This window comes from Bellilinea sp., assembly GCF_053501535.1.
The window spans coordinates 21,607-42,425 of the sequence record NZ_JBRCOK010000109.1; the positions used below are offsets into that span (position 1 = coordinate 21,607).

Annotated in this window: 20 protein-coding genes; 11 read left to right on the forward strand and 9 right to left on the reverse strand. The window is 51.4% G+C overall.

Features of this window, described 5'->3' with window-relative positions; translation table 11 throughout:
• Nucleotides 1–112: 112 nt before the first annotated feature.
• Nucleotides 113–1,921: a bifunctional metallophosphatase/5'-nucleotidase gene (locus ACWIZX_RS10665; RefSeq protein ID WP_448335753.1), complete on the reverse strand. Its 1,809-nt coding sequence runs from the start codon at nucleotides 1,919–1,921 to the stop codon at nucleotides 113–115.
• 307 nt (nucleotides 1,922–2,228) lie between these two features.
• On the opposite strand from ACWIZX_RS10665, the gene ACWIZX_RS10670 reads away from it, so the two are divergent.
• Nucleotides 2,229–3,479, forward strand: coding sequence for a SpoIIE family protein phosphatase (locus tag ACWIZX_RS10670; RefSeq protein WP_322792080.1), 1,251 nt, complete (start codon nucleotides 2,229–2,231; stop codon nucleotides 3,477–3,479).
• 17 nt (nucleotides 3,480–3,496) lie between these two features.
• Here the strand turns inward: ACWIZX_RS10670 and ACWIZX_RS10675 are convergent, their stop codons facing one another.
• The 7 genes from ACWIZX_RS10675 to ACWIZX_RS10705 all read right to left on the reverse strand — a co-directional run bounded on the left by ACWIZX_RS10675 (nucleotide 3,497) and on the right by ACWIZX_RS10705 (nucleotide 9,391).
• A complete protein-coding gene (locus ACWIZX_RS10675; protein WP_448335754.1) occupies nucleotides 3,497–4,372 on the reverse strand; it encodes an HpcH/HpaI aldolase/citrate lyase family protein in 876 nt (291 codons plus the stop codon).
• A gap of 112 nt (nucleotides 4,373–4,484) precedes the next feature.
• Nucleotides 4,485–4,769 carry a ferredoxin family protein gene (locus ACWIZX_RS10680; protein WP_448335755.1) on the reverse strand — a complete coding sequence of 95 codons (285 nt, stop codon included), beginning with the start codon at nucleotides 4,767–4,769 and terminating at the stop codon, nucleotides 4,485–4,487.
• Nucleotides 4,766–6,061, reverse strand: a complete 1,296-nt coding sequence (locus tag ACWIZX_RS10685; protein WP_448335756.1) for an FAD-dependent oxidoreductase — start codon at nucleotides 6,059–6,061, stop codon at nucleotides 4,766–4,768. The genes ACWIZX_RS10680 and ACWIZX_RS10685 overlap by 4 nt, the downstream gene beginning before the upstream one ends.
• An 8-nt stretch (nucleotides 6,062–6,069) precedes the next feature.
• Nucleotides 6,070–7,026 (reverse strand): electron transfer flavoprotein subunit alpha/FixB family protein, encoded by a 957-nt coding sequence (locus tag ACWIZX_RS10690; protein WP_448335757.1) that lies wholly within the window; start codon nucleotides 7,024–7,026, stop codon nucleotides 6,070–6,072.
• Between the two features lie 10 nt (nucleotides 7,027–7,036).
• Complete coding sequence (locus ACWIZX_RS10695; protein WP_448335758.1) at nucleotides 7,037–7,813, reverse strand: electron transfer flavoprotein; 777 nt, start codon at nucleotides 7,811–7,813, stop codon at nucleotides 7,037–7,039.
• Between the two features lie 173 nt (nucleotides 7,814–7,986).
• On the reverse strand, nucleotides 7,987–8,853 hold the full coding sequence (locus tag ACWIZX_RS10700) for a DegV family protein (protein ID WP_448335759.1): 867 nt from the start codon (nucleotides 8,851–8,853) through the stop codon (nucleotides 7,987–7,989).
• Between the two features lie 142 nt (nucleotides 8,854–8,995).
• Nucleotides 8,996–9,391, reverse strand: coding sequence for an SRPBCC domain-containing protein (locus tag ACWIZX_RS10705; RefSeq protein WP_322792073.1), 396 nt, complete (start codon nucleotides 9,389–9,391; stop codon nucleotides 8,996–8,998).
• Nucleotides 9,392–9,545: 154 nt separating this feature from the next.
• Between ACWIZX_RS10705 and ACWIZX_RS10710 the strand changes: the two genes are divergently transcribed.
• Together ACWIZX_RS10710 and ACWIZX_RS10715 are read left to right on the forward strand one after the other, a co-directional pair.
• Entirely contained in the window at nucleotides 9,546–10,013 is a 468-nt protein-coding gene (locus tag ACWIZX_RS10710; RefSeq protein ID WP_448335760.1) for a hypothetical protein, read from the forward strand.
• 213 nt (nucleotides 10,014–10,226) lie between these two features.
• Complete coding sequence (locus ACWIZX_RS10715; protein WP_448335761.1) at nucleotides 10,227–11,345, forward strand: hypothetical protein; 1,119 nt, start codon at nucleotides 10,227–10,229, stop codon at nucleotides 11,343–11,345.
• On the opposite strand, the gene ACWIZX_RS10720 is transcribed toward ACWIZX_RS10715, so the two are convergent.
• Nucleotides 11,295–12,065: a type III pantothenate kinase gene (locus ACWIZX_RS10720; protein ID WP_322792070.1), complete on the reverse strand. Its 771-nt coding sequence runs from the start codon at nucleotides 12,063–12,065 to the stop codon at nucleotides 11,295–11,297. The two genes, ACWIZX_RS10715 and ACWIZX_RS10720, sit on opposite strands and share 51 nt — an antisense overlap.
• A 159-nt stretch (nucleotides 12,066–12,224) precedes the next feature.
• On the opposite strand from ACWIZX_RS10720, the gene glmS reads away from it, so the two are divergent.
• From glmS to ACWIZX_RS10760, 8 genes are all read left to right on the forward strand, one after another.
• Nucleotides 12,225–14,012, forward strand: coding sequence for a glutamine--fructose-6-phosphate transaminase (isomerizing) (gene glmS / locus ACWIZX_RS10725; protein ID WP_448335762.1), 1,788 nt, complete (start codon nucleotides 12,225–12,227; stop codon nucleotides 14,010–14,012).
• A gap of 98 nt (nucleotides 14,013–14,110) precedes the next feature.
• A complete protein-coding gene (locus ACWIZX_RS10730) occupies nucleotides 14,111–14,527 on the forward strand; it encodes an ArsR/SmtB family transcription factor (protein WP_448335763.1) in 417 nt (138 codons plus the stop codon).
• Nucleotides 14,528–14,624: 97 nt separating this feature from the next.
• Entirely contained in the window at nucleotides 14,625–15,956 is a 1,332-nt protein-coding gene (locus ACWIZX_RS10735; protein ID WP_322792067.1) for a permease, read from the forward strand.
• A 114-nt stretch (nucleotides 15,957–16,070) separates the two neighbouring features.
• The gene (locus ACWIZX_RS10740) at nucleotides 16,071–16,526 is read left to right on the forward strand and encodes a CBS domain-containing protein (RefSeq protein WP_322792066.1); all 456 of its coding nucleotides are present in this window, start codon (nucleotides 16,071–16,073) and stop codon (nucleotides 16,524–16,526) included.
• 11 nt (nucleotides 16,527–16,537) lie between these two features.
• Entirely contained in the window at nucleotides 16,538–17,833 is a 1,296-nt protein-coding gene (locus ACWIZX_RS10745; RefSeq protein ID WP_448335764.1) for an ArsB/NhaD family transporter, read from the forward strand.
• Between the two features lie 267 nt (nucleotides 17,834–18,100).
• Entirely contained in the window at nucleotides 18,101–19,120 is a 1,020-nt protein-coding gene (locus tag ACWIZX_RS10750; RefSeq protein WP_448335765.1) for an ABC transporter ATP-binding protein, read from the forward strand.
• The gene (locus tag ACWIZX_RS10755; RefSeq protein ID WP_448335766.1) at nucleotides 19,098–19,943 is read left to right on the forward strand and encodes an ABC transporter permease; all 846 of its coding nucleotides are present in this window, start codon (nucleotides 19,098–19,100) and stop codon (nucleotides 19,941–19,943) included. The genes ACWIZX_RS10750 and ACWIZX_RS10755 overlap by 23 nt, the downstream gene beginning before the upstream one ends.
• Nucleotides 19,944–19,956: 13 nt before the next feature.
• The gene (locus tag ACWIZX_RS10760) at nucleotides 19,957–20,811 is read left to right on the forward strand and encodes an ABC transporter permease (protein ID WP_322792062.1); all 855 of its coding nucleotides are present in this window, start codon (nucleotides 19,957–19,959) and stop codon (nucleotides 20,809–20,811) included.
• Nucleotides 20,812–20,819 lie beyond the last annotated feature (8 nt).

Genomic DNA, 20,819 nt, shown 5'->3' on the forward strand with positions numbered 1-20,819 from the left:
TATTGAGAAATTTCACATCGATCATCCGATTAGCGGCTCACTCCTGTTTCATTTTACCCAACGGGAGTGAGCCGGTTAAGTGGCCTCAAAAAAATTAGGGGGAAATCACGCTTTAAGGCAGACGGGTAATCCGCCCCTGGCCGCCTTCAGGATACTGGGCAGCGGTAATTACGCCGCCCAAACCAGATTGAATGTAATTCCGAAGGGATTGCTGGTAAGTGACACCCACAGTAGTAAAGGCAGCCCCCCGGAAGGGATACTGATCACCACCCCGCGCCAGAAAATCAATCGTCGCTACCGTCAAATCCGGCCCGGGGATGACACTGCCATCTCCAACAACCTGGGTGCCGTCATCCAGGAATACATCCCTGACCCTCGAACCAACCGTGACGATATTTCCATTTGAATCCAGTATTTGAGCGGTACCGGCCGGATCCCAGGTGAAGCGGAAACCGGAAATCTGGGCAAAACGCCCATCCCCAAACTCCACCCGCGAAACGGCATTCTCCAAAATTTGCTTGAACTGATCTCTGGATATTCCTTCCACAATTGAAACAAAGTTGGGGAAGGGCAAAATCGAGAAAGTGGTCAATTCGGTAATGTTGCCTGCCGGAATAACGGAGGCATTCCGAATACCGCCGCCATTTTGGAGAGCCACCTGCGGCACACTCACCCCGTATAAGCCCGCCAGTTGAGCAGCCTGCCACCGCAAGGCATCGGCAGTCAAATTGCCTAAATTCGTTTCCCGGCTGCGAATGTTGGTTCTTGTGCCGTCCAATGGCACTTCGGAGACCCCAATCACATTCATGCTCATTTCATTGAGTGCCTCAATCAGCGGCTCAACCACTCTGCTCTGCACTTCTGGATGGGGCGGAACTGCATCCGGTTGATTGCCGCCGGCAACCCGCACCGGGCCGCTTTGAGACTCATCAATCATGACCAGATTGCCGGCTTTGTCGAAGCCCGCTACCAACCGCCCCACATAGGAATAACTACCAGCGGTTGTCACCACCGGCACCTGAACACCGATGGAATCGGTTGCCCATAAGGGGTAGGAGCCAAAAATACGGGTTTCGTCACCCGGTACCAGCACTTGCCCGGGATTGGCCAGCACCTCATCGCCACCGCCAGCGATGATGATATCAATTCCGGACAGGTAAGGCACCATTGAAAGGTCTTCGGTAATGCTTTGCAGGTGGCTGATCAGGATGATTTTGTTGATTTTCATTGCTTCCAGCCTGCGAACTTCTGCCATGATTGCTTCGGCAACCATATCATTGACACGCACGTTGCGCGGGCTGGAGATGTATGGAAGCATTGGAGTAGTTGCTCCAATAATGCCAACCCGTCCGGCGGGAGTCTTTACAGTTGTGCTGGCTGCAATCCTTTTCTGATTTTTCAATTCCTGCAGGCGCGGCTCAGCCGAGAAGTCCAGATTGACGCTCAGGAAAGGCGGTTTCGATACCGAAAAACCTTGAATGAAGTCTGCCAGAACATCCGGGCCAAAATCAAAATCGTGATTGCCCAGCGCAATCGCATCATATCCGATTAAGTCCATAGCGATGCTGTCATAAAATGGCACGCCTTTTTCAAGGCTGGCATTGAATTCCGGCCCAGCCAAAAAATTATCGCCAGAGGAGACCATCACCACACTGCGCGGGGCAGAAGGAACCGGCGGCTTACCGTGGACGGCATCCCACTTCAATCTATCCACCATTGTTTTGAAACGCGCCGCACCGCCAAAATCTTCTAACCCCCTTCCAAGATTGATTAAGTCCGACTCTCCGTCATTGTTATGTAAAACAGTCAGCCAAAAAGCAACTTTTGGCTGACTGGCTTGAACGGTTGAGTTGGGCAATAGACCAACCCCAAGGGAGAGAATTATCAAAAAAGTCAAAATATAAGAGGCTGTTTTTTTCATTTTTTCTCCAAATCTGATCAAATAACGGGAAAGGAACAGTAATCAATAACCCGACCGGCATAATTAAGCATGATGTTTTTAAGTGATTCACCTCCTCTGGAAATAATTATTGACTAATACAATTTATTATATCAATTTTTGCTTTCCTTTCATTAAAAATTGTTCGTTACGGACAGGATACCCCCCTTTTGGAGAGGACAAAATTGGCAATTGACCGTTATAATGAACCTGTACAGCACGGCATACAAGCCATCCTCTGGGACATTATGTTTCTTCGGTGTTGGCGTTTTTTTGAAGGCAGGAATGAATGAACCCTCTGAAATCTGCTACCCGTGTTGCTCTGGCTTCTGATCAGGCAATTTACCGTAAGGGTCTCTCTTCTTTGATCATGAGCATCAAAGATTTCCAGCTGGTCGGCGAGGCTCAGAGTGTGGTTGAAATTGTCGAATTATGCAAATTAACTCAGCCTACCCTTGTCCTGCTCGACTTCAAAAGCTCAGCCGAACAGGCCCATTTTCTGGTCAACGAAATTCACTCCCTGTGGCCAGCCATGAAGATCGTCCTGCTGCTCGACTGTCCCGAAGAAACCTTGCCCCTTGAAGAATTTGGCTCGGTGCCGCTTTATCTCTTTTCGCGGGATGTCAACGAAGAAGAATTCAAAGCGGCTTTGATGCAGGTCGAACGCGACCCTTCTCCTCCAATCGAAAAAGAAGAAATGCCGCATCCAGTTTTCAGCCACACCAACTTCACTGTTTTTGAAAAAGATTTGGAGGAAGCCTTCACCGCTGCCCGATCCGCTGCAGCCGACAACGAAGAATTCACCAACCGGGAATTAGCCATGGCCGGTAAAATTCAGGCTGATATTCTGCCGGAAGAATCACCCCATCTCGATGGCTGGGAAATTGTAACTGCCTTACAGCCAGCCAGAGAAACTTCCGGCGACTTTTACGACTTCATCCCACTTTCCAATCACAAAATAGGCTTTGTAGTGGCAGATGTTTCTGACAAAGGGATGGGGGCGGCTCTGTTCATGGCTTTGAGCAGTACACTCTTTCGAACATACGCGGTACGTTTTCCCACCCTTCCAGCAATTACGATGAGTGCGGTCAGTGAGCGCATCCTTTCGGATACCCGCGGGAATATGTTTGTTACCGCCTTCTTTGGTATTTTAGAACCCGTGACGGGCAGGTTGACTTACGCGAACGCCGGACATCCACCCGGTTTCCTGATCGGCGTTTCCGGCAAAGGTAAGATCTCACTGAGCGAATTGAAAACTACCGGCATGGCCCTGGGGGTATCCGAACAGGCACGCTGGACCCAAAAAACAATCCGGATTTCTCCCGGTGATTTGCTGATCCTGTATACTGACGGAATCACCGAAGCGCAAAATGAAAAAGGCGACTTTTTCGGTGAAGATCGCCTTTTGGATGTAGCCCTGGCCTACGCCAGCCACTCTGCTGCGGAAGTCCACCGCGCCATTCTGAACGAAGTACAGCATTTTGTCGGTGCTGCCCGCCGCTCAGATGATATTGCCCTCATTGTTGTGCGCAGGCTGTAAACGCACACGATACCGGGTTACACTGCTTTTCCTGCAGCCCTGGCACGTTCAAGGATGCGCTCAGCAGCCTTGATGACCGGGGCATCCACCATTTTTCCGTTCAGGGCAAATGCCCCTTTGCCTGCCTGCTGATAGGCTTCAGCTGCTTCGACAACCCGCTTTGCAAACTCTATGGCCTCTGCCGAAGGAGTAAACGCCTCCTGAACCACCTGAACCTGATTTGGGTGAATGATCTGCTTGCCGGTAAATCCCATCGCCGCACCCGACAGCGCTTCCTGCCGCAGCCCTTCCAAATCCTGCAGGTCTAACCAGACCATATCCATCGCCTGCAAATTATAGGCGGCGGCATGCAAAACCACCGCACTGCGCGCATATAACAATTCGGTTGCAGCCAGACTGCGCACAGCACCGATACTCCCCGCAAAATCCTCTGCCCCAAAGATCAAACCTTGCAGGCGTGCATCTATCGTACAAATTTCTCTCAAATTCAAGACCGCCTGAGGCGTTTCAATCAAAACCAGTAAGGCAATTGATCCGTGTCCCCACCCATTGGCCTGCTCAACGGCGGCAATGCGCTGGCAGACCCATTTCACCTCATCAGCCCCTTCAATTTTCGGGATTACAATCCCATCCGGGTGAGCATTCAGCACAGCGTGCAAGTCCTCTTCTGCCAATCCCGACCCTAAAGAATTAATCCGCACCAGCCGCTCGGAGCGGCCAAAATGGACCGTTTTCAGGGCTGAGGCAATGTTCTGCCGGGCAGCCGATTTGCGATTGACCGCCACACCGTCTTCGATATCCAGACAGATACTATCCACATCCAGGCTGGCGGCTTTGTGAATTTTTCGTTCATCATCGGCTGGCACGTACAGCATGGCTCTTCTGGCGGGCATACTTCCTCCTTGCATCTGGTAATTGCTGCTGGTTTGCTTTCCGTGACCAGTTTACCAGAAAAAAAGCAAGACCATCCCCCAGATGCTTAACTATCCAGGTTTCATTCCACGCTTAGCCGTAGCGATAAATAATGCCAAAACCGCCACGTGGATATTCCCAATGCAGCGCCTGCGGGGGACAGGCAACCGTACATGTGCCACATTCCAGACAGCCGGCCCAATCCGCTACAATTTTGCCATTCTGCTCACTGTAGACTTCTGCCGGGCAGACGAACAAACACGCTCGAATTTTACACTCCGCTTCACAAACCTCATTGTGGACAACAATGTGCGGATGTCCATCATCCAGTTCATATTTATTTTGGGCTAGTTTTTCTGTAACCGTTAAACGCTTCATAAAGCCCGACCTCCGTTCCAAATATCTCTCAGCAGGTCCAGTATAGAAAGGTTACCCCGCCGCACCGCTTCGCGCGCAATCTGTCTCAGTGGTTGATGCGGAAGGGCGTCTTGTTGATAAATCTGCCGGAAAACCTCACTCAACAGTTGAGGATAGGCTGTGTATAAACGATCATTTTGCATAAAATGGGGTGCGCGGGAGAAGGTTTTTAAATCCGCCATGACAAAACTTTCTTCCAGTTTTTGGCGATAGAACGCCAGGCTTGCCGCGCTGAAATCCTTGTTGCGAAACGCTTGAGCCGCCGCTTCGGCGGCTGCCATCGCCGATCCAATCGCCAGATCCATACCGCGCACCCAAAAACCGTTATTGACGGTCAAACCGGCTGCGTCGCCAATCACCAGCATGCCGTCCGTGAACAGACGCGGCATCATCTTCAATCCGGCTTCCGGCACCAGATGCGCCCCGTACTCCACCACTTTACCGTCCTTCACCAATGTGGCAACCCAGGGGTGGCCTAAGTATTGGTCAAAGATCTCGCTGGCTTTTTTCTGATGCTCAATCAGGTGCGCCAGTTGAATAACCAGTCCAATCGAAAGGCTTTCTTTGTTCGTATAAAGAAAACCGCCGCCAGCAATTCCCTGTGTGGCAGAACCGACGATATTAAAGGCACTGCCTTCATTGCCATCCAGGCGAAAGCGATTTTCGATCACCGACTGCGGCAGGGCAATCACTGCTTTGATTCCAACCGCAACATGCTCTTGTGGGATTTGTGGGCGTAATCCTGCCTCCTGCGCCAGAAAGGAATTCGCCCCATCGGCGGCAATGACCAGATCGGCGAACATCTCATCCTCCCCGGCAGCAATTCCCACAATTCGTTCGCCATCCCGCAAAAGGCGCTCCACCTTGATGCCCGGCACCAAGATGGCACCGGCTGCTTCTGCCTGCTCCCCCAGCCAGCGATCAAATTTGGAACGCAGCACACTCACAGCATTGTATGGAGACTGGTTGAATGCCTGTGTCTTGTGATCCAGAAGGAACGAATCTTCATCCGTAAGAAACGCAACGACATTATTGGTGATCCACCGCTCGACCGGCGCTTCTTCCCAAAAATTGGGAATGACTTGATGAAGAACCCGCCCATACAATACCCCACCCGATAAATTCTTGCTGCCCGGAGAAGGACCCCGTTCAATCAGCGCCACTTCCAATCCCTGACGGGCCAGTAAGAGGGCGGCCGTACAACCAGCCACACCAGCCCCCACCACAATCACATCCAGTTTATCACCGCTCATTCAAGACCTCAGGCTTCGTGTAACCCCTGAATCAGGGCTGGCACGACCTCGTATAAATCGGCAACAATGCCATAGTCGGCCTGTTTGAAGATGGGGGCATCGGGGTCTCGGTTGACCGCCACGACCACTCTGGCATTCGTAATTCCAATCGTATGCTGCACCTGACCCGAAACCCCCAAACCGAGATACAAATCAGATTTTATGTAAGCCCCGGAAATGCCAATATAGCGTTCACGCGGCAGCCAGCCCAGCCCTTCAGAGAGGGGACGGGTGCAGGCAATTTCTGCACCCAATACCTGCGCCAGCTGCTCTACCTGAGCCACATCTTCCTGGTGAGCAATTCCCCTTCCGAGGCAAATAACGCGTTTGGCTTCAGCCAGGTTGACGGAAATAGGCGGCAGGTCTTTGCGTTCGCGCAGAATTGCCCGTTTTTCGGGCAATCGGAATGGCACAGGAATCACCTGTGGGGCTGTGTGCGATTGAACAATGTCCGCTTCAAATTGCCCTTTGGCAATGGTAAACAGCACCGGCAGCCTTCGTGGACGTTCGAGTCGCTCCGCTCCACCGGCGAATATCATATGGCGCGCAGCCAACCCATCCTTCACCTGTTCAAAAGAGCGCACGTCGGTTATGGCGCTGACGTCCAAACGCGCAGCCAGCCTGCCGCAAATTAACCGCCCGCTGGTCGTTGCTCCAATCAAAACAACAGTTGGTTTATGTTGATTTACCAATTCCCATAAAGTCAGAAAGACATCTTCAACAAGGTAACCTTCTGGCACCTGTTCGATCCAGTAAATCTGGTCAACCGCAAACGAACCAACCCGCTGGACATCGGATTGATCACCGATCACAACTGCCGCAATGGTCGAAAAGCCATCGTTGTTCAACTGGCGTGCCGCGCTGACCAATTCACCAATCAGGCTCACCTCTTCACTGATGACAAAAATTTGATTTTGATCGCTCATCGGCCCTCTCCTAAAGCACGCCTTCTTTTTTCAAGTTATTCAGCAATGACCTGACTGCTTCCTCGACCGAACCACCCAATACGACTCCCTTTCTGGCAGTGCGCGGAGGCGCTTGAACGGCCAGAATTTCAACCGAGGCAGCCAGATTTTCAATGCCTATATCGGCCAATGACCATTCAATCACCGGCTTTCTGGATGCTTGCAAGATTGCGCGCATCGAGGCCAGACGCGGCTCACAGATATCCGAGGTTACCGATAGAGCCGCCGGCAATGGCACATCCAGCACCTGCATTTCCACATCCAGGGTTCGCTGGATTTCAAGCATTCCATGCTCGATCAACCGTACATCCTGCACAGCATTCAGGCAGAGCCAGCCCAATCGTTCTCCAACCTGCGCACCGGTCTGCTGGAAATACAGGTCGGCCGACCCCTCACCGAAGAATGCCAGTTGGACATCTTCCAATTTACGGATAGCGGCTGCCAGAACACGAGCAGTTTCGGCGGTGGAAGCATCCTGCAATGTTTCATCCACAACCAGCACCAGTTCATCGGCACCGCGTGAGAGAATGTCTTTCTTAATTTTGGATTGGTTGATGGGGGACGGACCGGCCGAAAGAGCAATCACCTTGCCGCCGTGCATTTCAGCCAGGCGCACCCCTGCTTCAAGAGCTGGTAAATCAAAACCACCGATGCTCCACTCTGCATGGGCGGTGGAAACCGACCCGTCGCTGCCAATTTCCAAATCTTCAGGGTCAGGCGCAATTTTCACACACACAACAATGTTCATCACGGCTCCGATCTTTATTTTGATAAGTTTATCAACAAAGTGGTATTTTATGAAACCGCTTTTTGTCCGAAAATTTTATAAATCCATTAGAAAATGAAAACCGGCCTGTAATTGACCACTTCAGGCCGGATATCAAACAACAGACTTTTGCGAATGGTTGTCGTAAGGCAGTATCAGGGAAGCAGATCCGTCAATTCTGCCGGGGCAGCGCTAATTCCCACCAAAGTAGTGCCGGTATGCGCGCCTAAAATTGGCCCAACCGTAACCGGCGGCAGCCAATCACAAGCCACCAGGTTTTCCATGGCTTCGCGCAGCATCTCGATTCCATCCGGGTTATGGGCGTGAATCAATTGCAGGCGCAGTTTTGGAACATTCGGATACATCTTGACCACTTCCTGTGCCATGCGCTGGATGGCACGGCGGAATGTCCGCTCCTGCGCCACTGTCACATACCGTCCGTCCTCCTTTGAAACCGAAATCACCGGACGGATATTCAATAACGAGGCGAGCAGTCCTTTCAGGTGACTGATCCGCCCGCCATGAATCAGGTATTTCATCGTGTCCAGCGTAAAAAAGCCGGTCGTCAGGCTGCGCACCTTTTCCATAAGGGCAAGAATTTCTTTCAACTCCCAACCCGCTTTTAGCGCCCGGGCTGCCGCTTCAACCTGCCAGGCCTCTGGGGCCGAAAGCGTCATGGTATCCCAAAGGGTGATCTGCGCTTCCGGTACCATTCCGGCTGCCACCTGAGCTGAGTTTAATGTACCGCTCAAACCCGAAGAAATGTGAATGGAAAGAATTTGAGGATCTTCCTGAGCCAGCCGGCGGTAAAGTTCAACAAAATCCCCTGCCCCAGGTTGAGAGGTGGTCGGATACTCTCCGGTTTCTTCCAGCAAGCGGTAAAATTCTTCGGATGTCAGGTCTTCCCCGCTGGAGTAGGTTTTGCCGGCCAGGGTTAATTTCATCGGAACATAGTAAAGCGGAGGCAACCCCTCCAGTTGCTGAGGTGAAAGATCGCAGCCTCGATCGGTGACAATTTTCATGAAAAAAAACCTCCACTTGAGAAATGTGAGTTATTTCCATATTATCACCGGATTTCCCCCGGTAAAATAGCCGCCAGTGAATTGTGACCCAAAATAGGAAACAGGTCAGCCGTGATTCCTATTTTTCACCTCTTGAAAAGGTTTACCCATCCCCCATATCTGCCACATAATCCCCCACGATTGCCTCAAAATAGGTTCTCATTGGCCGAAAGTACTGTTCCTCCCACCAGGATAAGAGGACTTTATTCAGCGTCACTGGCACGCCGCTATGGCGAAGCCGCACTTCACAACCCATACAGGTGGGCTGAATCGTTAATGAAATGCGGGAATCTTCATCCAGCGGCAAACCTTCCACTTTCCAGCTCTGCTCGATTAAGGAATGGGCAACCAGCAGCCTAATACGGCTTTCTACTTTGCCATTGAGAGTAGAAAAAACTCCCCCCGTCTGGGCTTGGATTTTAGCCGGTTGACCGGTAAATTGGGCATGTTCAAAAGAATCCAGCCAGGCGCGGTAGAAACGCTCAGGATAGACCGGCATATCAACGGTAAACTCAATAGTGGATTTCAGGATCATCGCTGGTTTGTATTTATACTAATTTTGTCCAGTATATCATAAAAAATTTCTGGAGGGGAACTTTTGAATGAATTTCAGCGTCATAATACCATCACAGAACAATGAAATGGAGGACAAAATGTTTAGATTACTTTTACTGAGTGTTGGGATGATGTTCATGCTAAGTGCATGCGCTACACCTGTTGAAGCAGATCCAAATTCACCCGTAGTCAGCCCAACCGAAGGCGCAGGCGAAACCCCCGCCCAGGTTAACCCCTATCAACCGCTGGAAAGCGATGCAGCCTTACAACGCGGCGAAGCGTTTCTTGACTCAACCGATGTGTTGATTTTGGAAAGCTACCCTGTCCAAATCAATCTGGTGTTGACCGGCAATCTCCCCACGCCCTGCCACCAATTGCGCATCGCAGTCAACCAACCGGATGAAGCCAATCGAATACTTGTTGAAGTGTATTCAGTAGTTGACCCGGAGCAAGTCTGCATTCAAATGCTGCAGCCCTTTGAAGCAACCTACTCTTTGGGTTCATTCCCCAGCGGCAGCTATACGATACTGGTCAATGGTGAAGAAGTTGGTCAATTCGACTCGTGAAACATTGAGAAGTTCCCTATCATAGCCCCCTCTCTTTTGAGGGGGTTTTTTCTTAAGAATTTTTGACCGCTGCATCTGGCTTAACTTTTTTATAGAAGTAAGATAAAATTATTCGGGCAGGTTGTGGAATCGCCAAAAAGCGAATGCCCCAGACCTGCTTTTTTATAAATTGATCCAGCCGGGCTGTCAGGCACGGATTTTTGGAGGTGTTTTATGAGCGATTTTATCTTGCCATTTGACTTTTCGGAGGATGATCCCGGTCGCTCCAGAGGGCAATTACTGCTGAACGAGCCGCTTCCCTACCCCATCGGTAATCAGGGAAGCGGCTTTTACCGTCCCGGTCGGATGATTCTGGATCATCAAACATCCATTGACATGGTACTCTATCACAACCCGGCCACAGCACAATTCATCTACACCCACACCACCAAACCCAATCCTCATTTACTGGCCTTGACCGGCCTCAAACCCGAAGAAATCCAACCTATCCAAACCCTGACCCTGCCCGGTCAGTTGATCATGGGGTCGCAGCGCTCATTTCTCATCAGTCAGGCTATTCAAACCATGCTGGCTTCTCCCATCTTTCAAAACCTGTTTACCAGCCAGCAGCAAACCCAGATTGCCGTCTTTCCCATTGCTCGCGAGGGACTGAAGTATCAGGTCACCGAAGCCATTTACGCCAACTCCGGCTATCTTTGCGATGAGGTAATTCTGGATGCCCACCACGTGTTTGACAGCAATGTGCCGGTTTTCAGCCGTAAAGTCGAGATGACTTTATTCAAGGATAAAGACCTGAACAAAATCCAGCACGAAAACATCACGGTAGCCTTCATTGCCGACAGCATTGCCAGCGGCCTGGTGATGCGCGAGGTGATCAACAAAATCAAGGAACGTTTTCCGCGCATTCAATGGGTTGAAGTGATTGCGCCATTTGCCACCCTGCGCGGGCTTTGCCGCATCACCGAATGCGACGGCAGCGAAAATATCCACATTCGGGTGCACAGCTTTGAAACCTTACTCAATGCTCTGCCTCCCGACTACTATTACTCTGCTCACTTCAACATTCCCGAATTGCACATTCGCCCCGAGCTGGAACAGGCTTACCGTGAGTGGTGGGGGCAAGATGATGCCGGTAACTGGATTGCCGATACGGCCTGCGCCGGCTACGGATGGAGTGAGGTTTTCTACTCGCCCCGCAAACAGATTGAGATGATTAACGAACAATTGACAGCCCGCCACAATTTGACCATTACGGATATTCTGCGCCGCAACCTGGTTGCTTCAGAGCGGGCAGTTGCGCTCGTAGAGCAGGCGCAGGCCGATCAAGGCTAGATTCGGTTCAACCACCTCAATGGACTGACTTTCCGGCGCAATCAGTTCCGCCAAACCGCCAGTTGCCACCACGCGTGCAACACCGCCCAGCTCCCGGCGGATGCGTTTAACCATGCCGTCCACCAGTTCCGCAAAACCGAACACAATTCCAGAACGCATGGATTGCAGCGTGTTTTTGCCAATGGCTGCCGGCGGGTGGGCCAGCGCCACCTGCGGCAGGGTTGCCGTTGCGCGGAACAGGGAATCGCTGCTGGTAAGAATGCCCGGTGCAATGGAAACCCCCTCAAAATCACCCTCCGCCGAAACAGCCGAAAAGGTCGTTGCGGTACCAAACCCTACGACAATCACCGGCGTGCCATATAAATGGCGGGCAGCCAGCGCATTGACAATTAGGTCAGTGCCGACCTCCGAGGGATAATCGGTATTGATGCGCATCCCGAGATCAACCCCATCTCCAATCATCAACGCTTCCTGTTTCAAATAGCGATGAGCAATCTCCTCAAAGACCTGCGTCAGGGCAGGTACAACCGAAGAGACCGCACATCCCTTTACATCCGTGACGCTCACACCGGAAGTTGCCAGCAAATTGAGCAGCAAAACGGCATATTCATCGGCCAGCCGATTGCGGTCCGTAGCAACCCGCCAATGGCAGCACATCTGATCGCCGTTGAACAGACCCATCTTGATGTTGGTATTGCCGATATCCACACACAACAGCATGAGGACGCTCCTGAAAATGGGATGGAATATGGAAGTTGAATTTAGTTTAACATGAAATTCCTCTTTGAAAGAAAGATCATCTTCACTGCGCTTTGGCAGGTTTATGATAAACTTGGCGGGGTGTAATCTCAAAACCATCTTTCAACCAAAAGGATTGTTATGTGCGGTATTTTTGGCATTGTCACCGAAAAAGAGCAAAACCTCGGCCCTGTTTTGATTGAAGCCGCCCGCCGTCTGACCTACCGCGGTTACGATTCGGTGGGTGCGGCAACCATTTCCGGCAGCCGCATTGACCTGCGCAAAGACGTTGGCAAAGTGGATGAAGTTGCCGAACGCTACAATTTTGCTGAAATGACCGGCAGCCGCGGCATTACCCAACTGCGTTGGGCTACCTTTGGCGCGCCTTCGCAGGTCAATGCCCAGCCGCATCTCGATTCGGATGGAGATCTGGTCGGCGCTCACAATGGTAATGTGGTCAATAATGTGGAATTGCGTCAGCAATTCATGGCAGAGGGAATGACGGTTCGCTCTCACAATGATGGGGAGTCCTGTGTTCATGCAGTAGAACGCTACATTGACCGTGGATTTGATTTCATCGAAGCCATCCGCCGCGCCTATCAGGATTTGCAAGGTGATTATGCCTACGTGGTTGGACAAATCAACGATGACAAACTCTACGCCATTAAAAAGGGCTCCGGTTTGGTGGTTGGAATTGGGGAAGGGTTTACTTGCGTTTCTTCCGATCTGCCTTCCATCCTGCCGCTCACCCGTAAAATCCTGCGGATTCAGGATGGCGAGATCATCACCCTTTGGGCCGACCGGGTTGAACTGCGCTCGGTCAGCGATGGCAGCCCGATCGAACGTGAACCAGAACTGGTAACCGAAACCATGGAAGACGTCCAAAAAGGCGGCTATCCCCATTTCATGCTCAAAGAAATTCACGAACAACCACAGGTTGCCCGCGAAGTATTGCACATGCTGACCGGCAGTGCTGAAGTGGAGAGCGTATTGGATGCCATACGCAACGCCCGGCAGGTATATTTCATCGGTTGCGGCACCAGTTACCACGCCTGTCTGGCAGGTTCGGTGTACTTTGCCCAACTGGCCGGCAGGGCGGTAATTCCGGTACTGGCGCCTCAATTCATCCCTCAGTACCTGCCAGCCGTTAACCAGCAGGATGTCGGCATTTTTGTCAGTCAATCCGGAGAAACCAAGGATGTACTGAATGCCCTGCAAGCCGCTGATTCTCGTGGAATGACCTGTTTGGGTTTGGCAAACGTGATTGGCTCAACCCTTACCAAAGCCACTGCCAGCTGGCTGCCGCTGTGCTGCGGTTATGAAATCAGTGTTCCGGCTACCAAAACCTTCACCAATCAGGTGGTTACTTTTCTATACCTTGCCTGCCGATTGGGTGGAAAGGATACCGGCCTGCTCGAGCAAATCCCTGCCTTGATGGAAGAAACACTGGCAGTATGTGAACCCCAAATTCAAGCTATTACCACCGAAATCAACCGATGGAACGATCTTTACTGTCTGGGGTACGGGGCAACCTACCCCATGGCGCTGGAAGGCGCACTCAAGTTGAAGGAAATTACCTACGCTCACTGCGAAGGAATGCTTTCCACCGAATTTAAGCACGGTCCGCTTTCTGCGGTCAGTGAAGGCTATCCGGTGCTGTTCGTTGCCGGGCCGGATGACGTGCCGCTGATTGTCAGCGGCATCAACGAGGTTACCTGCCGCGGAGGGCGGGCTATTGCCGTTGGGCAGGAAGATCCCCGCCTGTGCGCAAACGCCAGCGATGTCATCACACTGCCAGCAGCCAGCCCAGAAATATCATCCCTGCTCAGCGTCTTGCCCTTGCAATTGCTGGCCTATCACATGTCCGTTGCACGCGGCTATGACCCCGACTTTCCACGCAACCTGAGCAAAACCCTGACGGTAGATTGATAAAACGACTATCCATCAAGCGATTTTTGTGACATTTGTCCGCTTGACAAAGTGGTTGCTTGGCTTACAATTACATTCAAGGAGTTGAATGTAATAGCATGACACCCGCTGCAATCAACCAGTTCGAATCAACTGCCCAAATTTTTAAGGCTTTATCTCACCCTGCGCGAATTGCCATCCTGGAAATTTTGCGCAATGGAGAAGAATGTGTCTGTCATCTGGAAGCCATTTTGGGTTACCGGCAGGCCTACCTCTCTCAGCAACTCGCCGTCTTAAGGGAAGCCGGCATTTTAGCAGACCGCCGCGAAGGTTGGAACATTTTTTACCGCATCGTCCATCCGCAAATCTTGCAAATTCTGGATTTATCGCGCCAGTGCCTCCCGCGGGAGAGTCAAGAAATACCTCTTTTGCAGGCCGAGGATTGCGAATGCCCAAAATGTAAGCGAAAGGACACTTCTTCTTCGGGTGTTATCCAAAACGCTGCCCTTAAGATAACGGGGAATCAACTCGATTAAGGTGGATTTTCAGGCAGAATTTAACCTCTACCTTTGCACGACTCAAAGACATTCGATAGATTGAATATTATTAGAGAAGGGACGCAGCAAAATCAACATGGAACCAATTGGGAGCATTCTTCTTTCATTGTTCTGGTCCGGGTGGACCAGCTTACTGGATTATCTGGCAGCGCATGTGCTGTTGTGCCTTGTTCCGGCATTTGTCATTGCCGGTTACATGAGTTCAATGATTCCCAAGGAAACCATCACACGTTACCTTGGCCCCAAAGCCTCCAGATGGATCAGTTACCCGGCCTCTGCGATTGGCGGCTTTATTCTGGCGGTTTGCTCCTGCACCATCCTGCCGCTTTTTGCTGGCATCTGGCGTCGGGGCGCAGGTTTAGGGCCGGCGATTACTTTTCTTTTCGTTGGTCCCGCAATAAACATCCTCGCCATTACCTACACCGGCGCAGCCATCGGATTTGATATTGCCTTATCACGCCTGATCCTTTCGATTACTTTTGGCATCGTCATCGGTCTGATTATGGCGTGGGTCTTCCGGAAAGAGGAAAGCGCCCGCTCGCTGCAAATGGAAGAAGCGGGAATGTTCGATCAAAAGGCTGATGTCAAACCTGCGGTCTGGGTGGTCTTTTTGCTGCTGGTTGCCGTGCTCATTATCGGCACTCTGCAAGTTGACCTGCTGACCAATGTTTACGCTCAGGTTAAGCTTCCTTTTAACGTCACGCAAGGAACACGCGATGCCCTCAACGCCGTCAATCTGAGCCTCCAGGGATTCGTATTAATCCTCCTGCTGGTTTTCATTGGCATTACAGCCTGGAAGGGATTCGAAAATATCTTCTCCGGCTTCAACCGCTGGACTTATACAGCCATTGGCTTGATCGCAGTGACAATTCTGGTAGCAGCCCCTAAAGAGGAAGTTGGCTCAATCATCATAGGAATCAACGGCCGTTTGATCGGCGAAGCGCTGGTGTTGACCGCCCTGGGTGCGGTGGTCAGCCGTTCATTCACAAAAGATGAATTGAGCGGCTGGATTTGGGAAACCTGGAAGTTTGTCAAGCAGATTTTTCCCCTGCTGATTGTGGGTGTCTTTCTGGCGGGTATTGCCAAAGAAATCATCCCGGCGGCATGGGTACAGGCAATTGCCGGTCAAAACACCTTGATGGCCAATTTCGTAGGCGTCTTATTCGGTGTGTTCATGTACTTCCCCACGCTGGTGGAGGTACCGGTTGCCAGAATGTTCCTTGATTTAGGAATGGCTCGCGGCCCGCTGCTGGCGTATCTGCTGTCCGATCCGGAACTTTCTTTGCAGTCCATTCTGGTCTTAAGTGGTGTGATGGGGAAGAAAAAGACCGCCGTCTATGTTTCGCTGGTAGCAATCATGAGTATGACCGCAGGATACTTGTTCGGATTGCTGCTGGCAGCCAGTTAACCCTCGCACCTCAAAAGTGATACACTATTCTCGAAAGGAATGGGCAATCTCCCCAATGGGATTGCCCTCTCCCCTTTCCTGAGCTTGGCACCACCAGCCAGAAAGCGAGGCAACATGCTTCATATATCCCGCTGGATGAAAAAAGAAGTTATCTCTATCCCGGTCAATTCCAGCATTCGTCAGGCAATTCAACTTTTTCTGGATCACCACATTGGCACCCTGCCGGTGGTAGATGAGAGTAATCATCTGGTCGGAATCTTACGCCTGCAGGATGTCATTGACCTGGGCATGCCGGATTTCATTCATCTGGTCACCGATTTTGACTTTTTGCACGGTTTTGGCGCTGTCGAAAACCAGCGTCCCGACCCGGCAATTTTTGAAAAGGACATCAAAGAATTGATGATTGAAGCCGTATCAGTCCACGAAGATGCCGGTTTGTTTCGCACGGCTGCGTTGCTGCACAAACACGCCTTGCGTGATCTTCCTGTTGTAGATAATGAAGGTCGTCTGGTCGGAATTGCATCTCATGTTGATGTTGGAGTTGCCCTGCTTTCTTTCTGGATTTCTTGAGGTTGCTGCCAATGACCCTAACCCTATCGTCCGCGGTATCCGCTTTGCTGTTTGCAATTTGTCTGGCTCTGATCTTTAGCGAGAAAGTTCACCGAACAATTGTCGCAGTCTTTGGAGCCGTATTGATGGTGGCTTTTGGTTTAATGTTCGGTTTTTACAACGAAGAACAGGCTGTCGCTTCAGTTGATTTCAACACCCTGGGGCTGCTTTTTGGCATGATGCTGCTGGTTGCCATGCTGGAACCAACCGGCTTTTTTGAATTCCTTGCAGTCTGGGTTGGCAAAAAATCCAAAGGAAGAGCAGCCTCGCTCCTCTTCTTGCTGTCACTGGTTACATCGCTGGTTTCAATGTTCCTCGACAACGTCACGACCGTTGTGTTGATTGCACCGGTCACGATTTTAATTTGTGAAATTCTCGGTTTTTCACCTCAACCCTTTCTCATTTCGGAAGCCATCCTTTCCAACATCGGCGGCATTTCCACACTGGTGGGCGATCCGCCTAATGTACTGATCGCCTCCGCAGCCGGTTTTACCTTCGTGGACTTCATCATCCACAGTTTGCCGTTGATTATTTTCGTCTGGTTATCTGCATTTGCAATGTTGAGCTGGATGTTTCGGGGGGATCTGCGCCAGCCTTCTCCCAACGCCGAGGCGATTCAATCCCTCAATCCTCAGGAAGCCTATACCGACCAGCCGACTTCCCGTAAAGTGATTGCGGTCATTGTGCTGGCGATTGTTTTCTTTTTCCTCGAAGAACTGCTGAAAATTCGGCCAGCGTTGGTTGCCCTTGCAGCAGCATCGCTTGCCTTAATGTGGATTCGCCCAAATATCAGCGATCTATTGAAGCGAATTCAATGGGAGATTCTCTTATTCTTTGCCGGTTTGTTCGTCATGATTGGCGGCATTCAGCAGGCCGGAGTACTGGATATTTTCACCAACCTCATTGTTCAACTGGTTTCGCTCTCACCCGCTCTGGCGGGGCTGATCCTCTTATGGTCAGTAGCGCTCCTCTCCGCCATTGTAGACAACATCCCCATCACCATCACGCTCATCCCGATCATTCAGCATCTGATTTTACCCGGTTCAAACCCATCCTTTTTATGGTGGGCACTGGTATTCGGTGCCGGCCTGGGAGGCAACGGCACTATCATCGGTTCAACTGCCAATGTGGTGGTCGTCGGTCTTTCCGAAAGAACCCGTCTGCCGATCACCAGTCAAACCTGGAGCAAACGCGGCCTTCCGGTAATGCTGCTTTCATTGGTGGTAATTTCGATTCTGTATCTGTTGGTCTTCCAGAGCTTTTCTTGAACGTCTGAAAAGACTGATCAAATGCTTGACAAAATAGAATTTATATTCTATATTCCGGGAACGTCCCCTGCTCGGTTATGTTAGAATCACAGCGTGCCGGGGACGCCGACCCCGGCACGCTTTTTAAGGAGGAGAAGAAGAGAAGTCGCCCTTTTCGATTACAATAATACAGGAAACTTTGTTCCACTGCTTGACGCAAACCCTACGCTTGACCTACGCTAGCCTTACAAGCACTTAACGAAACAGGTCTGATTTGGAGAAAATCCCATGAGCCTAACCCCCGCCGTCAAAACTGAAAATCTGGGACGCATCTATAAAATCCGTAACAACCGAAAAGAAAAACAGCGCGAACTGGTCGCCCTCACCGATGTCAATCTGGAAATCCATGAAGGTGAATTGTTTGGGCTGCTTGGCCCGAACGGCGCCGGTAAAACCACCTTAATCAAAATTCTGACCACCCTGCTCTCGCCCACCAGCGGAAAGGCATGGGTAGCCGGTTTTGATGTGACCAGACACCCCGCCGAGGTACGCAAACGCATCAACATGGTTTCGGGTGGAGAAACTTCCGGTTATGGTCTGCTGACCGTGCGCGAGAACCTGTGGATGTTTGCCCAATTTTACGGTATTCCCAGCCAGGAAGCCAACCGGCGCATTAAGATGCTGGCGGAAATTGTGGGCATTGCCGATCGCTTGAATACCAAATCCTCGGATCTTTCCACCGGCTTACGCCAGAAGATGAATATCATCCGCGGATTCCTGACCGACCCGCAAGTACTCTTTCTAGATGAACCCACTCTTGGGCTGGATGTCGGTGCTTCGCGAGATGTGCGCTCCTTCATCCGCCGCTGGATGGACGAGAATCCGCATCGCACCTTGCTGCTGACCACCCACTACATGGTGGAAGCTGAAGAACTCTGCGACCGGGTTGCCATCATCAATCAAGGGCGGGTACTGGCCTGTGATACTCCTGCAAGATTGAAACAAAACCTGCGCCATGAGGTTTTCTTTCAGATGTGGGTGGCTGCCTCGCGCTTACTCGATGAATATCCCTTCCTGCAAATCGCCGGGATTAAGCATTTTCATCAATTCCCGGAGGAGGACTCTTTGCGGCTGGAGATCACGCTGGAAGAGGAATCCGTCCTGTCTGAAGTCATCGGAGAATTGACAGCCCAAAATGCCCGCATTTCGCGCCTGGAAAAACGCGAGCCCACCCTGGAGGATGTCTTCGTCCAGCTGGTCGGTCAGCGCATGGAGGAGGTGGAAAATGTCGCTGTTCCCGCCGATTGAACATAAACGCAGTGGCTGGCAGCTTTTCATGATGACCGTGATTGGACGCTCATACCCACGAGTAGTCGGCATGCAGCGCGAGCGTTCCTGGATGTTTTTCGATGTCTTCCTCCCCCTACTCAGCGTAGCGGCTTATGTATTCGTCTACCGCGCCATCGGTGCTCCGGAAGATTATGTCGGTTTTGTGGTCGTCGGCGGTGCAATGACCGCCTTCTGGATGAACGTTTTGTGGAGTATGTCAAGTCAGCTGTACTGGGAAAAAGAACAGGGCAATCTGGCACTCTACATCATTTCTCCGGCACCGATGATGGCAATTTTGCTTGGCATGGCTGTAGGTGGCTTGTTTGCCACACTATTGCGGGCAACTGCCATCATTGCCGTAGGCAGCCTGATCTTCAATGTTACCTACGCCGTTTCCTCTTTCTGGCAGTTGATTGCCGTCTTTTCGCTGAGTATGATTGCCCTGTATGGGTTGGGAATGATGACCGCTTCCATCTTTCTGCTGCTCAGCCGCGAGGCGTGGCACCTCGCCAATCTGGCAATGGAACCGGTCTATCTGGTTTCCGGCATGTATTTTCCGGTCAAGAATTTGGGATTTTGGGCTGCCGCCGCAGCCTCGGTCATCCCCCTCACGCTGGGGCTGGACGCCATGCGGCAACTGGTTTTTGCCAGTGGCCCCTCTTTGGGTTTTTTGAGCGTGGAAACCGAGATCATTGTATTAATCCTCCTTTCGGTGGTTTTTGTGACGGCTGCCCGTTTTCTGCTGGCTTACATTGAGCGATTAGCCGTACGCGAAGGCCGCCTGACCGAAAACCGCCGATGAAAGGGTTCCCCCCATGCGAAAATCCGTTAACCTGCGCTCTTTTCTGACTGCTTCATGGCTTGGCTGGCAGATTGAATCCAACTGGACCGATCCATTTTTATTTGCCACCTATTCCATCATTAAACCCGTTGCCGGGGCCGCGATTCTGGTCTTGATGTATTCCATCGTCACTCAGGGAAACTTCGCCTCCCCGGTTTTCGCATACCTGTACCTTGGCAACGCCTTTTACCAGTATGTGCCGGCTGTGCTGACCGGCGTTTCCTGGACGATTATTGACGACCGCGAACATTACCGCACCTTGAAGTATATTTACACTGCCCCGGTGAATATCCCCTTTTACTTGTTTGGAAGAGCGGTTGCCAAATTCATCGTCGGCACATTTAGTGTGGTCATCACCATCGCCGCCGGGGTACTTTTCCTGAATGTTCCGCTGGACTGGTCGCGTGTGGATTGGCCGCTCTTTCTGATAGCGCTGTTTTTGGGCATTCTCATGCTGGCATTGGGCGGGTTGATTCTGGCAGGTATTACTCTGATGACCGCCCGCCATTCCTATTACATTGGCGATGTCGTCGCAGGTGGGTTGTTCTTGTTTACCGGAGCAATTTTCCCGCTGGAAGTGCTGCCGGCCTGGCTGCGTCCGGTTGGCTATCTGTTACCAATTACCTACTGGCTGGAACTGATCCGCCGCTCATTGGTTGGCGCCGTTGCGGAAGCCTTTCCCACCTTTACTTCTCTGAGTAACGCCGACCTGTTGATCATTTTGTTGATTTCCTCACTCGTTTTTGGGGTTGCCAGCATTTTCATCTTCCGTTATTGTGACCATCAAGCCCGCGAAAGGGGGCTCATTGACCAGACCACCAACTACTAGGCAGAAAC

Bases quoted from the DNA above. Each gene is read 5' to 3' on its own strand.
- ACWIZX_RS10665 (WP_448335753.1), bottom strand. From the start codon at position 1,921: ATGAAAAAAACAGCCTCTTATATTTTGACTTTTTTGATAATTCTCTCC.
- ACWIZX_RS10670 (WP_322792080.1), top strand. From the start codon at position 2,229: ATGAACCCTCTGAAATCTGCTACCCGTGTTGCTCTGGCTTCTGATCAG.
- ACWIZX_RS10675 (WP_448335754.1), bottom strand. From the start codon at position 4,372: ATGCCCGCCAGAAGAGCCATGCTGTACGTGCCAGCCGATGATGAACGA.
- ACWIZX_RS10680 (WP_448335755.1), bottom strand. From the start codon at position 4,769: ATGAAGCGTTTAACGGTTACAGAAAAACTAGCCCAAAATAAATATGAA.
- ACWIZX_RS10685 (WP_448335756.1), bottom strand. From the start codon at position 6,061: ATGAGCGGTGATAAACTGGATGTGATTGTGGTGGGGGCTGGTGTGGCT.
- ACWIZX_RS10690 (WP_448335757.1), bottom strand. From the start codon at position 7,026: ATGAGCGATCAAAATCAAATTTTTGTCATCAGTGAAGAGGTGAGCCTG.
- ACWIZX_RS10695 (WP_448335758.1), bottom strand. From the start codon at position 7,813: ATGAACATTGTTGTGTGTGTGAAAATTGCGCCTGACCCTGAAGATTTG.
- ACWIZX_RS10700 (WP_448335759.1), bottom strand. From the start codon at position 8,853: ATGAAAATTGTCACCGATCGAGGCTGCGATCTTTCACCTCAGCAACTG.
- ACWIZX_RS10705 (WP_322792073.1), bottom strand. From the start codon at position 9,391: ATGCCGGTCTATCCTGAGCGTTTCTACCGCGCCTGGCTGGATTCTTTT.
- ACWIZX_RS10710 (WP_448335760.1), top strand. From the start codon at position 9,546: ATGTTTAGATTACTTTTACTGAGTGTTGGGATGATGTTCATGCTAAGT.
- ACWIZX_RS10715 (WP_448335761.1), top strand. From the start codon at position 10,227: ATGAGCGATTTTATCTTGCCATTTGACTTTTCGGAGGATGATCCCGGT.
- ACWIZX_RS10720 (WP_322792070.1), bottom strand. From the start codon at position 12,065: ATGCTGTTGTGTGTGGATATCGGCAATACCAACATCAAGATGGGTCTG.
- glmS (WP_448335762.1), top strand. From the start codon at position 12,225: ATGTGCGGTATTTTTGGCATTGTCACCGAAAAAGAGCAAAACCTCGGC.
- ACWIZX_RS10730 (WP_448335763.1), top strand. From the start codon at position 14,111: ATGACACCCGCTGCAATCAACCAGTTCGAATCAACTGCCCAAATTTTT.
- ACWIZX_RS10735 (WP_322792067.1), top strand. From the start codon at position 14,625: ATGGAACCAATTGGGAGCATTCTTCTTTCATTGTTCTGGTCCGGGTGG.
- ACWIZX_RS10740 (WP_322792066.1), top strand. From the start codon at position 16,071: ATGCTTCATATATCCCGCTGGATGAAAAAAGAAGTTATCTCTATCCCG.
- ACWIZX_RS10745 (WP_448335764.1), top strand. From the start codon at position 16,538: ATGACCCTAACCCTATCGTCCGCGGTATCCGCTTTGCTGTTTGCAATT.
- ACWIZX_RS10750 (WP_448335765.1), top strand. From the start codon at position 18,101: ATGAGCCTAACCCCCGCCGTCAAAACTGAAAATCTGGGACGCATCTAT.
- ACWIZX_RS10755 (WP_448335766.1), top strand. From the start codon at position 19,098: ATGTCGCTGTTCCCGCCGATTGAACATAAACGCAGTGGCTGGCAGCTT.
- ACWIZX_RS10760 (WP_322792062.1), top strand. From the start codon at position 19,957: ATGCGAAAATCCGTTAACCTGCGCTCTTTTCTGACTGCTTCATGGCTT.